Origin of the sequence: Paenibacillus sp. TCA20 (genome assembly GCF_000732325.1) — a bacterium.
GTDB classification, from domain to species: domain Bacteria; phylum Bacillota; class Bacilli; order Paenibacillales; family Paenibacillaceae; genus Paenibacillus; species Paenibacillus urinalis.
In genome coordinates this window covers 351,120-367,478 of record NZ_BBIW01000004.1, presented here as the reverse complement: position 1 = coordinate 367,478, position 16,359 = coordinate 351,120, and the positions used below count along the sequence as shown (strand labels likewise).

Annotated in this window: 14 protein-coding genes; 8 read left to right on the top strand and 6 right to left on the bottom strand. The window is 47.1% G+C overall.

Annotation, left to right across the window (positions count from 1 at the left end):
• Positions 1–7 precede the first annotated feature (7 nt).
• From TCA2_RS10495 to TCA2_RS10480, 4 genes are all read left to right on the top strand, one after another.
• Positions 8–1,636: a response regulator gene (locus tag TCA2_RS10495; protein WP_047911542.1), complete on the top strand. Its 1,629-nt coding sequence runs from the start codon at positions 8–10 to the stop codon at positions 1,634–1,636.
• Positions 1,637–1,939: 303 nt separating this feature from the next.
• The gene (locus tag TCA2_RS10490; RefSeq protein ID WP_047911541.1) at positions 1,940–2,986 is read left to right on the top strand and encodes an NAD(P)/FAD-dependent oxidoreductase; all 1,047 of its coding nucleotides are present in this window, start codon (positions 1,940–1,942) and stop codon (positions 2,984–2,986) included.
• A 252-nt stretch (positions 2,987–3,238) separates the two neighbouring features.
• Entirely contained in the window at positions 3,239–3,565 is a 327-nt protein-coding gene (locus TCA2_RS10485; protein ID WP_047911540.1) for a hypothetical protein, read from the top strand.
• 328 nt (positions 3,566–3,893) lie between these two features.
• The gene (locus tag TCA2_RS10480; protein WP_047911539.1) at positions 3,894–5,909 is read left to right on the top strand and encodes a beta-galactosidase; all 2,016 of its coding nucleotides are present in this window, start codon (positions 3,894–3,896) and stop codon (positions 5,907–5,909) included.
• A 136-nt stretch (positions 5,910–6,045) separates the two neighbouring features.
• Here TCA2_RS10480 and TCA2_RS10475 read toward each other — a convergent pair whose 3' ends face one another.
• Together TCA2_RS10475 and TCA2_RS10470 are read right to left on the bottom strand one after the other, a co-directional pair.
• A complete protein-coding gene (locus TCA2_RS10475) occupies positions 6,046–7,161 on the bottom strand; it encodes an MFS transporter (RefSeq protein ID WP_047911538.1) in 1,116 nt (371 codons plus the stop codon).
• Between the two features lie 182 nt (positions 7,162–7,343).
• Complete coding sequence (locus tag TCA2_RS10470; protein ID WP_047911537.1) at positions 7,344–9,317, bottom strand: glycoside hydrolase family 127 protein; 1,974 nt, start codon at positions 9,315–9,317, stop codon at positions 7,344–7,346.
• Between the two features lie 144 nt (positions 9,318–9,461).
• On the opposite strand from TCA2_RS10470, the gene TCA2_RS10465 reads away from it, so the two are divergent.
• The 3 genes from TCA2_RS10465 (at position 9,462) to TCA2_RS10455 (ending at position 12,053) form a co-directional block, all read left to right on the top strand.
• Positions 9,462–10,331 (top strand): AraC family transcriptional regulator, encoded by an 870-nt coding sequence (locus TCA2_RS10465; protein WP_047911536.1) that lies wholly within the window; start codon positions 9,462–9,464, stop codon positions 10,329–10,331.
• Between the two features lie 77 nt (positions 10,332–10,408).
• The gene (locus TCA2_RS10460) at positions 10,409–10,942 is read left to right on the top strand and encodes a sigma-70 family RNA polymerase sigma factor (RefSeq protein WP_047911535.1); all 534 of its coding nucleotides are present in this window, start codon (positions 10,409–10,411) and stop codon (positions 10,940–10,942) included.
• Entirely contained in the window at positions 10,929–12,053 is a 1,125-nt protein-coding gene (locus TCA2_RS10455; RefSeq protein WP_047911534.1) for a DUF4179 domain-containing protein, read from the top strand. The genes TCA2_RS10460 and TCA2_RS10455 overlap by 14 nt, the downstream gene beginning before the upstream one ends.
• A gap of 149 nt (positions 12,054–12,202) precedes the next feature.
• Here the strand turns inward: TCA2_RS10455 and TCA2_RS10450 are convergent, their stop codons facing one another.
• Positions 12,203–12,439: a hypothetical protein gene (locus TCA2_RS10450; RefSeq protein WP_047911533.1), complete on the bottom strand. Its 237-nt coding sequence runs from the start codon at positions 12,437–12,439 to the stop codon at positions 12,203–12,205.
• A gap of 306 nt (positions 12,440–12,745) precedes the next feature.
• Between TCA2_RS10450 and TCA2_RS10445 the strand changes: the two genes are divergently transcribed.
• Positions 12,746–13,606: a YitT family protein gene (locus TCA2_RS10445; RefSeq protein ID WP_047911532.1), complete on the top strand. Its 861-nt coding sequence runs from the start codon at positions 12,746–12,748 to the stop codon at positions 13,604–13,606.
• Between the two features lie 57 nt (positions 13,607–13,663).
• Here the strand turns inward: TCA2_RS10445 and TCA2_RS10440 are convergent, their stop codons facing one another.
• From TCA2_RS10440 to TCA2_RS10430, 3 genes are all read right to left on the bottom strand, one after another.
• A complete protein-coding gene (locus TCA2_RS10440) occupies positions 13,664–15,010 on the bottom strand; it encodes an amino acid permease (protein ID WP_047911531.1) in 1,347 nt (448 codons plus the stop codon).
• A 240-nt stretch (positions 15,011–15,250) separates the two neighbouring features.
• On the bottom strand, positions 15,251–15,733 hold the full coding sequence (locus TCA2_RS10435; protein WP_047911530.1) for a DUF456 domain-containing protein: 483 nt from the start codon (positions 15,731–15,733) through the stop codon (positions 15,251–15,253).
• A gap of 122 nt (positions 15,734–15,855) precedes the next feature.
• The gene (locus tag TCA2_RS10430; RefSeq protein WP_047911529.1) at positions 15,856–16,323 is read right to left on the bottom strand and encodes a macro domain-containing protein; all 468 of its coding nucleotides are present in this window, start codon (positions 16,321–16,323) and stop codon (positions 15,856–15,858) included.
• Positions 16,324–16,359 lie beyond the last annotated feature (36 nt).

Here is a 16,359-nt window from a genome sequence, read left to right as displayed (position 1 = left end):
TGCACACATGAATGTATTGCTAGTGGATGATGATTATTTTGTCGTTGCTGCACTAGAGCAAAAGATCGACTGGAGCGCTCTATCCATTGATCAGGTCTACACCGCCTACAATATAGCCCAAGCCAGAGAGATCTTGTTGCAGCAGGATATTGAGATTATGGTATGCGATATCGAGATGCCGCAAGGCAGCGGGCTTGAGCTTCTGGCCTGGATTCGGGAGGAGAACTATGCAGTCCAAACGATCTTCCTAACAAACTATGCCGACTTCAATTACGCGCAGAAGGCGATCGAGCTGCAAAGCTTTGACTATTTTCTGAAGCCGATTGCCTTTGACAAGCTCACGCTGATCCTGTCCAAAGCGATCTACAAGGTGCGGGAACAACGAAGGAATGAATCGGCTATTAGGGAGGGGCAGCTCTGGCAGAAAAATCAGCGCAAGATGGTGGAGCATTTCTGGAGACAGCTCAGCACCGAGAAGAAAAATGCCCCAAGCTCAGCAGCTCTGGCTGAGGCGATCAAAGAGCAGAGTCTGCCATATCAGTTGTCCGACCCGTTCCTGCCTCTGCTGATATCCATCTATGCTTACGACCAGAGCCTTGGCATAGAAGACAAGGACTTGTTCAACTATGCGCTTCATAACGTAATTACGGAGCTGTTTCATCATCCCTCCTTCACCGTAGAAGCTATGATTGAGGTCAAAGATAATCACTATTTTGTTATCCTGAGATGGTCTTCAGATGAAGAAGCTGCTCTTATCGAAACGGCGTGTGCCTCCTTTATTCAAAAAGCAAACCGTTTCCTGAAATCCGATGCCTCGTGCTGCATCGGCGTAACCGCCCCCTTGCCAGAGCTGTACCAAGGAATACAGAATTTACTTCGCATGAATGAGAACATCATCAAGCACCGCAATCAAATGCTATATCTGGAGCAGTACCCTCAGGCAGAGGGAGTAAAGGCAGCCGTCTACACAGCGCCGGATTTGACACGGCTTGAAGAATGGCTGCATAAGGATGATCCGGTGTCGTTCTTGAATGAGGCGAAGCGCTGCCTGTATGACCTGATTGCGAACGGGCAAGGTCAAGTCCTAACTGCTTCCGTACTTCGCCTGTTCCGATTAGACATGATTCAGCTCGTCTATTCCTATCTAAAGAGCAGAGAAATTCAGGCCCATAAGCTGTACACCGGAAAGACCCATGATCAGTTATACGCTGCGTCTCTCTATTCGGTAGAGGATATGGAGAAGTATATCGAGTACCTGGTTACAACGGCAGCAGAATACCGCCGTTATGCAGCACAGCAGGACTCCGTCGTCGAGGAGATCAAGCAGCATATTCATAAGCACTGCGGTGATGAGCTGACAAGGAACAGTTTGGGGGAAATGGTGTATCTGAACCCAGATTATTTGGCACGCATCTTCAAGAAGGAGACCGGCATATCGCTGGGGGCTTACATTATTCAGACCCGGATCAGAAGTGCACGTCAGCTGCTGGAGAGTACATCACTATCCGTCTATTCCATCGCCGGGAAAGTCGGCTACGCTAATTATCCCTATTTCTCTAAGCTGTTCAAGCAGGATGTCGGCTGCACTCCAAGCGAATATCGCAAGCTGAGGCAGGAAGTAGCCACCAGCATGTAGCCAGCATGATTCTCAGACTCAGTTTTCGTAGACTCACAGCTTTCACAGACTCGCAATTTTCGTAGACCGCAATTTTCGTAGACCGCAAAAGCCCGCAGTTCCCTATCGGATCGCGGGCTTGAGCTCTAGATATCAATGTCATATTCCATTCTCTTCATCCACATGGTCTCATAGATTACTATAAAATAGTTCTTCAATACCAGATATCAATTGACGATGATAATCGTTATCAAATATAATAAGCGAAGATAAACCCGATAGGCAATTGTACAACTGACTATGCGGAAAGAAGGAACGTAAATAATGAGCGAACAGCTTGAATTATATGATGTGACGATCATCGGCGGGGGCCCTGCCGGTATGTATACTGCTTTTTACAGCGGAATGAGAGATTTGAAGACGAAGCTGATTGAGGCTCGGGAAGAGCTGGGCGGCCGAATTCTGATCTACCCTGAGAAGATGATCTGGGATGTGGGTGGTTTAACCCCTACTCTCGGTAAAGACCTGATTAAGCAACTGTCTCAGCAGGCGATGACCTTTGATCCGACGATTGTACTCGGACAGCATATTACCGGGCTTGAGCGTCAATCGGACGGCACGATTATTCTGACATCAGCAACAGGCGAGCAGCACTGGACCAAGACCGTTGTCATGGCCATAGGCTATGGTATTCTCGAAATGGCGAAGCTCGAAATTGAAGGTGCAGACCGTTATGAAGTAAGCAATCTGCATTATACGGTACAGGAGCTGGAAGTATTCCGCGGCAAGCGTGTGCTTATCTCCGGCGGCGGTGATTCTGCCGTGGATTGGGCGAATGCGCTGGAGCCGATCGCAGAGAGTCTGATCGTCGTTCATCGGCGGGATCAGTTCGGCGGTCATGAGCGCAATGTGGTGAAGATGAAGGAATCCTCCTGTGTGGTGCGCACGCCTTATGCTATTGATTCACTGCACAGTGCGAACGGAACGGATATTAACGAAGTGAGCATCCGCCATGTGGAGACAGGTGAACAGGAACGGATCGAAGTCGATGCCGTCATCGTTAATCATGGGATGCGCTACAATTTTGGTCCGATTCGAGAATGGGGCATTGAAATGGGAGATTGGACATGTAAGGTTGGAAGTAGCATGAACACAAGCATTCCAGGTGTATTTGCTGCAGGCGATTTTGTTGATTTTGAAGGCAAGGTGCGTCTCATCGCAGGTACATTCACTGATGCCGTAAGTGCACTGAATGGAGCGAAGCTGTACATAGAGCCTGAAGCTGATAAATACGCCTACGTCTCCTCCCATAACGCGAAGTTCAAAGAGAAAAACAAGCAGCTTGGTGTTGTGGAGCAAAACGAACACTAAGATAAAGCCGATCCTTCTTGTGAAGTATAGTGTAACCTTTGTAAGGGACATTTTATAAAAATGGGCAACTCGTTAAAGCTGCTGTCTGTACTTTACAGGCGGCAGCTTTTTCGAATTTCAAGCCTATCTGTGAAGTCATGTTAAGTGTAAGGTTTGACTTGCAAGTACTATTTACATACCATATCCTTTTATGGAAACTAATGATGATGTTTTCCTATTAAACAAAATAAACTCGTTGTGAGGGGATATGGAATGAAGAGGTGTTTTTTAGCAATATCGTCCCTTTTTATACTGGTAGTCTTTATGATGGCCTGCGGAAATAATAGTAATTCTAGTGCATCGATTCTAATATATAGCGGGCAAGAATATATAGGACAAAATGTGATTTCATCAGATCAATATCCGGATAAAGATTTATTAGGAACAATCAGTACAAAGACTGATTCTAATCAAATACCTCAAGAGGATTTTTCATCAAATGAACTTACAGTTGGTACAAAAATCTATTCTCTTGAAGATGGTATTTTGGGGGCAGAAGTTGAAGAGAACAAATTAAAGCTGTTTAACTTAAAGAAGTGATTATCCGCAATAGTGGACTTGTACCCTCTAATTATCGCCCATACCGGGTGGACATAATAGAAAAGAAACATCGATATTAAAAGTATCCTTATGTAAAGGACATTTTGAAAAAACTACGTAACTCACTGAAGCTGCTGTCTGTACTTTACAGGCGGCAGCTTTTTCAAATTCCATTGCCCTCGATCCTAGAGAAGGTACCGGTTTTTTTATCAGCAGGATATAAGGACAAGATATTGATATTTCGTGCTAAAATGCTGCAAGAGTCTCAAGCGCTTGAACCTATAGTATATAAGCATACGAGATTTCAATCGAAACGAGGAATGGTTATATGACACAATCAACAACAGCTTTCTCAAACGTTCAAGTCGGTGTAGATTATTACCCTGAGCATTGGGATGAGACCATGTGGGAGCAGGATGCCGCGCTCATGCAGACGACAGGTGTGAAGCTCATTCGGGTTGCCGAGTTTGCTTGGAGTCGCCTTGAGCCTGAAGACGGTCGATTTGATTTTGCCTGGCTGGACCGTGCAGTCGATACCTTTCACCGCTACGGCATTCAAGTCGTTATTGGTACACCCACCAATACGCCGCCCCGCTGGCTTACTAGCAAGCATCCAGATATTCTGCCTATCCAGCACAACGGAGATATAGTTCAGCCTGGTGTCCGAGGGCATCGCTGCTTCAACAGCCCCTCCCTGCTCCAGTACAGTATCCGGATCGTCAGCGAGCTTGCCAAGCACTATTCTAACCACCCGGCGGTATGCGGCTGGCAGATTGATAATGAGTACTGGCTGCTGGAATGCCACTGCCCCTCCTGTAACACGAGGTTTCGAGAATGGGCAGAGGCAAGATATGCATCGCTCAAGGAACTGAATGATGCATGGGGAACGGTTGTGTGGAGCGGGGAGTACAGTGACTGGAGCGAGATCACTACTCCGCTCGGAGGGACAGCGAATCAGAACCCCTCCTTCCTGCTGGAGTATCACCGCTTTCAGTCCGATTCAGCACTTAGGTTCCAGCGTAAACAGATGGAGGTCATCCGTCAGTATGCTCCAGGACATTTCATTACTCACAACTTCCACAGCTATCCGCAGAAGATGGATATCCATCTCATCGGAGCAGAGCTGGACTTCGCTTCCTTCGACTATTATCCGAATACATCACCGGACAAGACAGCGACCGGACCTTACAGCGGAGCGTTATCCCTCGATCTGACCCGGGGCATTAAACGCCGCAACTTCTGGATTATGGAACAGCTCAGCGGACCTCCAGGTTGCTGGTTCCCGAATTGGCGTACGCCTTATCCCGGCTTTATTCGGGCCTTCTCCTGGCAGACGATTGCACGCGGAGCCGATACTGTCGTCCATTTTCGCTGGCGCAGCGCAATTCAGGGAGCTGAGCAATTCTGGCATGGACTCATTGATCACAGCAATGTACCCGGCAGAAGATTCAAGGAGTTTGCAGATCTATGCCGGGAAGTGAACTCCGTTGCTGCACAACTGGAAGGAACAACCCTGCGAAATGATGCAGCTATTCTATACTCAAGTGACCAGCTCGTTGCCCTTGGCAACCAGAAGCCCGTTGACGGATTCGACTATTATGAGAATATCAAAGCATGGCACAGAGCGTTAACGAAGCTTGGCATTGGCGTTGATGTTATCCATACGAAGGAAGCGCTGGAGGGATACAAAATTCTCCTTGTTCCTCATCTCTATCTTCTCGATGAACATCTAGCCGGACGAATTGAGCAATTTGCAGCAAGCGGCGGTACCGTCATATTGACACATCGCTCAGGGGTTAAAGACCATTTAAGCGTTTGTCACATGCAGCCCCTTCCGGCGCTGCTGTCTAATTGTGCGGGTGTTGTTGTCAGTGAGTACGATCCTATCGGAAATGATGTCCATCACATCCGGACAAGTGATCAGAAGCAGTTCACTTCTACACAGTGGAATGATCTGCTCGAACCGGTCACCGCAGAAGCCATCGCATGGTATGCGGATGATTTTTACGAAGGGGTACCTGCTGTGACAAGGAACCGCTACGGTAATGGGACAGTCTATTATGTAGGAACCCAGCCTGACGATGCTTACATGGAACGACTGATTCAAGAAGCTGCCGAGGGAGCCGATCTACCGTACTACGAGAATCTGCCAGAAGGCGTGCAATTGTCTGTACGCCAGAACGAGACGAAGGCCTATCTCTTCGTGCTTAATCTAAGCCGGCAGGAAGCTGTCATTGATCTCGGGTATTCCTATGTCAGCTTATTAACCGCTGGCAAGCAGCCTTCCACCTTAGTCCTGCCACCGTATGGGGTTGAGATACTAAATATCTCCACACCATCCTGAAGTAAGAAAGTACAGGGATGATCACAGAGATAAGAAAGAGCATTGTTGTGCATTAAGCGCCAAGCAAAGAAGCCTGATCAATGATCAGGCTTCTTTTTATATTTTTAAACTTGGGGTAATCCTTCCCTAGATGTTCTTACTTTTGCTGTACGGGAATGAATAGAGCAATAATACCGAGGCCGGCAAATAGTGTGAAGCTAAACGGGTAGCTTGTCATTTCTATCGTGCTCCCGGCAATAAGAGAACCCAGGGACTGACCGATTCCTAATGCTAAGAAAGATAAGCTGACACCTAATGCTGGTAAGATGCTGAAGATTCTCGTCGCCCAAACAATAAATAAACCTGTAAGAAAGATATATGTGCTCCCGAACAAGCCGGCTGAAATGTAAACCGTAACCTGATTAGGAATCGTAAGCAGCAGGATTGAAGTCAGCATGACAACAAGAAGTAGTCGGTACGACCTTGCCAAGCCCAGCCTTTGTATGAAGCCCCCTGCAAATCCGCCCAATATGCCTGCTATACCTAATATAATCCAGAAAACAACACTCTCATTGGTCGTAAATCCATATTCACTGGTAATAAAGCTTCTGGAAAATGTCCAATATATAGACGAGCTAATACCGATCACAAGAGACGCTGCAATCAAATATTTCGCCTTGTTTATAGCCGACAGCCATTTTGTTTGTGAACGAGTGGATGACTTCTTATCTTGATCAGACGGAATAACTAAATAGTTCCATATCCATACGATGACAGCGATGAATGAAAAGAAGTAGTACGATAGCCGCCAGTGCTCTGTAAATAGCAATACAACAGGTCCTGTTAGAATAACACCAACACTGGTTCCACTATTGATCCACGTATTTCCTTGATCAAGCTCTTTATTGGACAGCGTATGCTGCGCCATCTGACTTAAGGCAGGTGAAGCCAATCCACTTCCCAAGCCTGCTACTAACATACTAATCACTAAATGTAAAAAAGATTGTGATGCAGCAATGCCTAATAGTCCCAAGACCGCTGTCATGCCAGCAATCAGATTCACCTTATACTGTCCTGCTCTCTCAATTAAGAATGAAGAAATTAGCAGAGCCAACGAATAGGATACATAAGCTGTTGATCCCACAATCCCACCTTCGCTCTCACTTAAGCCTAACGAATCGGATATATTGGGAAGAAATAGCCCAAAGCTTAAACGAGCCAGTGCATAGGTCACTGCAATCATTCCCAGTGCAGGAAAAACAATTCTCCACATAATGAATGTTCACCTCATCTACAAAAGAATTGTATGAATCGTTTTTCTGTGGAATAAGAGTTCATTACCCTTTTATTTCAGAAATTAACTTTTTGATAGAACACACTGTTTCCAGAATAAGCATGAAAAAAGAGAAGCCAGATCATATCGATCTGACTTCTCATCCCTTCTAACACTTCTGACTATAGCTGTTCCTTTACCCAGACGGACATTTCGCCCATATCCCGATTCGCCCAGGCATAATACGGAATGAACTTGATTTGCGCCTGCTTCAGCGGTATCGGCTCATCATATTGATACAGTGCTTGACCCCATTGATCCATATTCATCCGCAGCGCTTCTCCTGAGATGGCTACAATTCCTCCGGCAATGGCAGGATCATCGCTCACATGAAGCTCGCTGTCCTGCGGCAGGATCAGCTGCTGAAGCTGCGCCCCATTATCCGCTTCCTCAATACAGTACACGAATGGACCGCGCTGGAGTGCAACCTTACCCGCGTTTCCTTTGATCAGCGGATGACTTCTGACGCGCTTAATCGGCATCTCCATCACCAGCTCCACCCGGTCACCTGATTCCCATACACGTTCAATGACCGCATAACCATTCACTATCTTGTTTGTCACATCGTAAGCCTCGCCATTAACCGTTACCTGTACATTCGCTGCCCACTGCGGCATACGGAGTGCGATACCGAATTCTGCAGATTGATCTACTTCCACCTCGAAGCTGACTTTGCCTTCCCAAGGAATACTGGAATCCTGCTTCAGCACCATCTTGGTTCCCGCCACTTCAATCGCAGCTTCACCGCCGATGTATAGATGGGTATATACGGTCTTGTCCTGCACCGAATAAATATATTCACCGAGCGAAGCCAGCAGTCTTGCGATATTCGGCGGGCAGCAGGCACAGCCGAACCACTCCTGACGAACCGGCTTGATATGGTTGTAATTGTGGTTTGCGCCGCTACACACCTTAGGGTTTACCTCCAGCGGGTTGACATAGAAGAAGCGCTTGCCATCTCTCGACATCCCGGCAATGACGGTGTTGTAGAGTGCACGCTCCATCACTTCCGCGTAAGCACTGTCAGGCTCCAGCTGCAGCATGCGCTGCGCGCTGAACACAAGACCAATGGATGCACAGGTCTCGGAATACACCGTATCATTCGGCAGATCATAATCGACCGAGAAAGCCTCACCCTGAGCCATAGAGCCAATGCCCCCCGTGACGTACATCTGCTTGGAAACAATATTCCCCCATAGCTTGCGGCAAGCTTCAAATAGTGAAGCATCTCCCGTTTCACGCGCAACGTCTGCCATACCGGCAAGCATGTATACAACACGTACCGCATGACCTCTTGCTACATCCTGCTCTCTTACCGGCTTGTGTGCCTGATAATAGCCCTCATCGAGCTGCAATTTGTTATTACTCCAGATGGTGGTCCAGCCCCTGCGCTCTGCTTCTGCCTCGAAGAAGCTTGGCTTCTGTCCTCTCTCATCAATGAAGTACTTGCTTAGCTCAAGATACTTCTTCTCTCCTGTCACTTCATACAGCTTAACCAGTGCCAGCTCAATCTCCTGATGACCGTCGTAACCTCGAATCTGATCCGGACCATACCCGAATACACGCTCTATGTCATCCGCCATATGGCAGCATATATCGAGCAGCTTGCGCTTGCCTGTCGCCTGATAATACGCCACACCTGCTTCGATCATATGACCCGCTGTGTACAGCTCATGGCATTCCGTCAGATTCGTCCACTTCTTATCCGGTTCTTTAATGGTAAAGTAGGTGTTCAGGTAGCCGCTGGATTGCTGAGCATCTCCGATAATATCAATCATGCCGTCTGCAATCTGCTCCAGATCCGCATTCCGCTCATTGATCAAGAGATAGGCGACGGCCTCCAGCCATTTGGCCACATCGGTATCCTGAAACACATAGCCGTAAAATTCCCCTTCCTGAAGACCAGCAGCAATCTTAAAATTGCTCACCGCCCCGCTTCGCTCTGCACCTTCGACCTGGTCGTTAATTGCTTCCCATTGATAGGGCACCACCACATCCCTGACTAAATCTATGTAATAGCTCCAGAAGTCATCCTTAATGCTTACTTGCTTCATGGATACCGGTTTGATTCTATTCATCCCTGCAGTTTGTCCCATAACGTAGTTGCTCCTTTTCATCAGAAGTTGATTTCATTTACTGTTCGACTTCATTTTATGCGTTACAATAGAACAGGAATATAGCTGATACCAACCTGATTTTTATAAAATATCACACAAGCATTGGATAAGGAGCTTATGTATATGCAAGGGAATGGACATATCTATTTCGCCGCGCCTCCCCTGCCCTACTATTTGGAAAGTGGTGTGACAGAATATGCAGCCGGCGACCAGCATCCGAACCGTAACAATCTCGGGATCTTTGATCTGATTCTTGTAGAATCAGGCTGTCTCTACATCGGGGAAGAAGGAGCAAGCTGGGCACTGACATCAGGGCAAACGCTGCTTCTGCTGCCGGACAAGCATCATTATCCTGTACAGCAGTCAACCGGGCATACCCGATTCTACTGGGTACACTTTCAAGCTGTAGGAGAGTGGATGCAGATGGAACAGGAAGGGTTCCATATGAATCAAAATGCACATTATGAGCGTTTCCTGACCTCACCCTACATGCTTCATCTGCACAAGTCCTGGACCCTGCCCTACCCTGAACAAGCCTATCGACTAATGAACAAGCTGAATGCAGCAGCAACAGAGCGCCAGTCCCGTGCATTTTGGACTCAGCAGCAGACCTTCGAGGAGCTTCTCCGATTGATGGATATACGTCAGAACGACGCCTTTGCAGGTCCGGTGATCGCGCTTGCGGAGCAAGTCGAGTCCTATATCAAGAACCATTACCGTTCCGAAATCACGAGCACTACGCTGACAGCCGCCTTCAATTTTCACTACAATTACATCACTCGCTGCATGAAGCAGGTATATGGAGTAACCCCTGGAGAGTACTTGATGAAATACCGCCTGGAGCAGGCGAAGCTGCTTCTACTGCAAACCGAATGGCCGGTTGCAGAGATTGCGGTTCAGGTCGGATTCGAGAATATCCCCTACTTCTCTGCCTGCTTCAGCCGGCATATCGGTGTGTCCCCTACGAGATTCCGTAAGCAATATACGATATGAAGTATTAAAGTACATAAGGCGTGCCGTGCTGCACGTCTTTTCTGGTTCCAGAAAACAGAAGGAAAGGAGCACACAAAGTGGATATAGCAGCATTAGCCGGGAAGGCTGCAGAAGGAGATTCCGATGCTTTTGTAAAGCTCGTGAAGCAGCTGGAAGGTTCACTTTATTATATGGCGAGATCCCTGCTGGGCAAGGAAGAAGATATTGCGGATGCCATGCAGGAAACGATACTAAAAGCTTTTAAATCCATTCATACGCTGCGGGAGCCGAAGTTCTTCAAGACTTGGATCTTTCGAATTCTGATTAATGAATGTAACAATATTGGATCCAAACGTTCCCGTACGATTGCCTACGCCGAAATTCCCACCACAGCTGCCTCCATGGGAGGCTATGAAATGGTAGATTTAAGAGAATCCGTAGAGCGACTTGAGGAGCCCCAGCGTATGGTGATCATTCTTCATTATTTTGAAGATCTTCCAATTCGTCAGGTAGCTAAGGTTCTCGATGTTTCCGAAAGCGCCGTAAAGATGCGGTTGTCCAGAGCACGTGACGCTCTGCAGCATAGTTTACCCAGTATACACGAAGGGAAGATGAGATATGGCAGCATTTAAGGTGGAGAATGAATTAAAGAAGGTTGACATAAGCAGTACTGAGGTGTCTCCTCTGGTTCGAACAAGATTGGATGAGACCTATGCCTCCCTCTCCGGGCAGAAACAGCATACAGTTCGGAGAAGAACCTCCAGATTACGCAAGGCAGGCTTAACAGCAGCCGCAGCGGGCATTTTAGGAATCGGCGTATTTGCTTCCGGCTTCGTATCTCCGGTCATGGCCGCTTCGATTAAGAGCATTCCTATCATTGGGAGCCTCTTCAGTATCCTTGAGACAGACAGCGGCCTTCGTGCCGGCGGTGATCTAGGACTTGCAACCAACGTTAACAATGCCGTGTCTTATAAGGATGTGAAGCTCGAAGTCACAGAGACGCTGTATGACGGCACACGGGCGGCTTTTATTGTGAATGTGACTGCACCGAATTTGGATAACGGAACCTATGATAATGGCAATAACACTATGAAGCTCAGCAATGCTATCGAGAATGTTGCTCTATCCATTACAGGCAAGACAGAGGATGAAGCCAATTCTGTATTACAAGGAGGCATCTTCTACGGAGGTGCTGGTGAAGCTCATCCAAACACGCTGGTGTTCGAGCAAGTGCTGAATGGGGCGGAATCAAACACCCTATCTGACAGCTTTACCTCAGAGGTAATTATTAAACTTGATGGAATAGATCATGAGTTTAGGATCGATGTCCCTTTTGAGAAGAACCATACCCAAACCATCTCGCTAAACCCGAATACTGCCGTGACGAAAGAGGATCTTACCTTTGGCGTTGCAAGTGTTTCCGTATCCCCTATTACCACAAGGGTGACCACTTCCATAGCACTTAATAGTGCCAGCTCACTGACACAGAAGGATGAAGAGCGGTTACGTAAGATTGGAATTGTGGTCTATGATGATCAAGGCAGACAGCTGACCGCATTGTCCGGGGATGGAGTATATGAGGGTAACCGTCTTATTTATGACCGGCGATATGCAACTACCACAGGTGAGAGCAAGTACCTCATCATTAAACCTTTTATGATTAAGGATGACTTTGCAGAGGATGTGCAGGAAGATCAGTTCATTGCAGGACTGGAAACCAAGATTGACCTGTCGGGGAACTGATGACACGGCTCATAATGTGACGGATTTCTTCACAGCAGAGGATATAGCCAAACAGACTGCGATATGCAGTCTGTTTTCTTGTGTTTTGTGTTTTGTGTTTTGTGTTTTGTGTTTTGTGTTTTGTGTTTTGTGTTTTGTGTTCTGAATTCTTAAGTCCAGGCCCATAGAAATCCATCGCGATCCCAAGCAATTCTTCCTTTATGCAGCTTACGGAACGCCTTCTTCACTTCCTTTTCCAAGGACGCATTCCCATTCTCATTCACAAATACAAACTCTTCTCCAAAATGCTCACGTACATATTCAATCGCCTCTGTCTGATAGAGATTCCCTTTGAACCGGATCGTCTCTACCATCCATTCGGCAACCTGCTGTGGTGTATACTCCATATAATTTGTTTTTCTCCTTGAGCTATCGCTTATTTTATCCCATACTACTTCACGACATTAATCCTACATATCATGTACATTTCTTATGATGAACTTTCCTTTGCTTACACATTCGTGATAATATTAAATGATGTGCCATTTGATACATATACAATTGAGAATGATACAGGATGCTCCTATTTTAATCCATCATCTCCTGTAAATAAAGATTTTGCGTCAATCTACCGAGCAGCTTAGATCTTCTACAGATGAAATGGCAGGATGCAAAATCCTTAAATATATTAAAAACAAAAAAAGGAGAGTTAAATGAAGAAACACGGATTGCTGGAACACATTCGCAAGATCATTATGATTATTATCGGTGCGGTCATCACTGCTTACGGGCTGGAAGCCGTACTCATTCCTAACGATGTTATCGACGGTGGTGTGACAGGTCTCAGTATCATGGGATCCTCTCTGTTTGGACTTCCGCTTGGCGTATTCCTCTTCGTCTTGAATATTCCTTTTGTCTATCTCGGTTATAAGCAGGTCGGCAAGACCTTTGCCTTAATGAGTGTTGTCGGGATTGTCGCTCTGTCTATATCTACGGTGGTTCTGCATCATGTGGATACGATTCTGGGACCGGAGGACCCGCTCCTCGTTGTCCTGTCTGGCGGAATGCTGCTCGGGATCGGGATCGGGATTGTACTGCGTAACGGGGGTGCGCTGGATGGCTCTGAGGTACTGGCTGTTCTCGTCTCACGCAAGATCCCTTTCTCTGTCGGAGATATTATTCTATTCCTTAATGCCTTCGTCTTCATTGCGGCAAGCTTCGTGTACAGTCTGGAAAGTGCATTGTACTCTGCTCTGACCTACTACATTGCGAAGAATGTGATCGATATCATCCAGGTCGGTCTGGAAAAATCCAAATCGGTACGTATTGTCAGTCAAAAATCGGTGGAGATCGGGGATACGATTCAATCCCGCCTGGGGCGGAACGTAACCTATACCCCTGGCCGGGGCGGCTTCTCTAATGAACAATCAGAAATCCTTAACTGTGTTATCAACCGTATGGAAGAGAACAAGCTGCTGACCATCGTCAAAGACATTGACGAAAGTGCCTTTGTTGTCATCTCGGATGTATCCGAGGTTCGCGGCGGCAACTTCAAGAAACGAGATATTCACTAGTATGCAAAATACAAAAGCCTGTCCATCAGCTCTTCAGCTGTTAGACAGGCTTTGTTGTTATTTCGTAGCCGGTTTACGGAACTTCACGATCGATGTGACGATCAGCACCACCAGTACAGCTAAACAGATACTGATGCTGAACCGGTTCTGATCATCAATCAGGAAGCCGCACGCAATCACCGACAGACAGATAATCGTAAAGGTCGTAATGTACGGGTAGCCCCATACCTTAAAGGACGGCTGTATAGGATATTGCTTCCGCAGCTTAAGCTGGGATGAAACAATGCAGATCCACACGAGCAGCACAGTGAAGCCTGGCACAGCCATGAGGATCCGGAACAGCTGATCCTGTGCAATCAGCCCCAGCATCGAGCCCCCGATCAAAATAACGGCACACAACAGCAGCGTATTATACGGGCTGCCCTTGCGGCTTGTTTTGGTCAATGCTCTGGGCGCTTCTCCTGCGGCTGCCATGGAGTAGAGCATCCGGGATGCTCCGTATATTCCTGAATTCGCTGCCGAGAGCACTGCTGTGATCAGCACAAAGTTCATAATGTGAGCCGCACCCGTCAGTCCTGTCGAGCTAAGCACCTGTACGAAGGGACTGCTCTCCGGACCAAGCTCATTCCAGGGAATGAGACCGCAGATAATAAGAATTGGCAGTGTAAAGAACAGGATGATCCGTAAAATAAAGTTGCGGACCACCTTCGGCAGCACCCGTTCTGCATTCTCTGTCTCCGTGAGCGTCAGACCGATCATTTCCGATCCGCCATAGGAGAACATGACAACTAATAGTGCTGAGAATATTGCGGTCCAGCCGTTCGGCAGAAATCCGCCATGGTCCGTGTAATTGCTGAGTAAGGGTGCTTCGCCGCTAGGAATGATGCCAAAGATCAGGGCCACACCCAGGACGATAAAGATAATGATCATCGTGACCTTAATGCCAGCAAACCAAAATTCAAACTCACCAAAGGTGCCGACACTAAGTAAATTGATAAAGATCACGATCGCAGCGCATCCCAAGCTGAGCATCCATAGCGGCACATCTGTAAACCAATATTGCAGGAAGCTTCCTGCCGCGATAATCTCGATTACACATACAGCCAGCCACATGAAGCAATACATCCAGCCCATAATAAACGAGACTCTCTCGCCAAAAGCTTCTCTTACAAAATCCCTCATGTTGCGATTCGGATATACCGTAGCCATTTCAGCCATGGCCGTCATCACGACGAGAAGCAGCAAGCCCGCAATGATGTATGTGAAGATAACACCCGGTCCTGCTAGACCAATCGTTTCCGAGCTTCCCTTGAAGATGCCGGTTCCAATGACACCGCCCATCGCCATCAGGCTGATATGTCTAGGCTTCAGCTTCTTCTGTAATGATCCTTCTGTGTTTCCCATTCGTATCCTCCCTGATGCATTTCATGCTAGTCTTTTATTTACGTTACACACACGTACACATATGTATTCTGACAAATGTATTTCTCAGTATATCCTATTCTTCAGCCGGAAGCACTCAAAAATCCGCTGCTTACCATAATCTACACTCCTCGTGTCTGTCCGTTTGTAGCCAGCCACAAAAAACAAGGGACGCCTTGAGCGTCCCTTGCTTGAAGTCCCTATATCATGCTGATATCCACCCTAAATGATCGCATCGAGAATGAACCATACGATCATGAGCAGCTGAATAAGGATTTTGGCAATGCTTCCTCCGAGGAATCCAATGATGGTTGCAAAGCCGACTTTGACCGATTTCGAGGCATCCTTGTGAATGATAAATTCGGTTACCAGCACGGCTAGGAACGGCACGAGCAGGATTCCGAATGGCGGAAGGATGAACGAGCCTACAATGGTCGCAATGGCTGCGATCGTCTCTGAGGTCTTCGACCCTCCGTACTTCTTAACAAAATAGCTGTTCGCTATGATATCCGCGGCAATAATAACGACTGTTAGTATCGCCATGCTGACCCAGAACCACCAGGACAGCTCCTCTGAATTGATGAGGAATTGATAGATGGCGAAGCCACCCCAAATGGCGAGAACAGACGGAATGATGGGATACACAATGCCAACGAAGCTGAGTAAGAATAACACAATAATTAACGTCCACCACAAAAAATCCATCTATGTACCTCCCTTAGAACCTACGTTCATCTTAGTTTATGCCATTTAAGTCTATTTTAAAAATAGTCTAAAGACGGTTTCTGGGCTAGACCTCCGTCCAGGATGAAGACCGAGTTCTCACGTTAGCTCTTCTCCTCCATATCCACGATCGAGTACAAGGTTACGGGATAGCTCGTAAATACCCTCTCAAGCATTCGGTATACCTCATTCCAATCCGTCCCATTACGGTCCGCCCCTATTCTGTAAGGCAGTGCAATAGAGAGATTCCTGGCTTCTGCATAGGTACGAAGCTCAATTAATGCTCGCTCCAGAGCCTTGATGCTTGTCAGGTGTTTACGAAAGAAGCTCTTCTTGTAATGCTTCTGTCCAAACAGGTTCGCGATGTACTTATCCTTCGTCTTCACCATCTGCATCTGCCCAAGGGGAGAAATTTCACTGTTCGTCAGCGAAATATAGGCGGCGTAAACTTCAGGGTATTCATCTCTGATCTGTTTGGATATCCCGCTGCGCATGACCCCCATACAATTCACCTGGTGACCAATAATGTCCTCTGCCGCCTCAAGGAGCTCGCCCTTCTCGAAAGTAATCATCCTTCTTCTCTCCTATTTATGATAATAAACATGGTT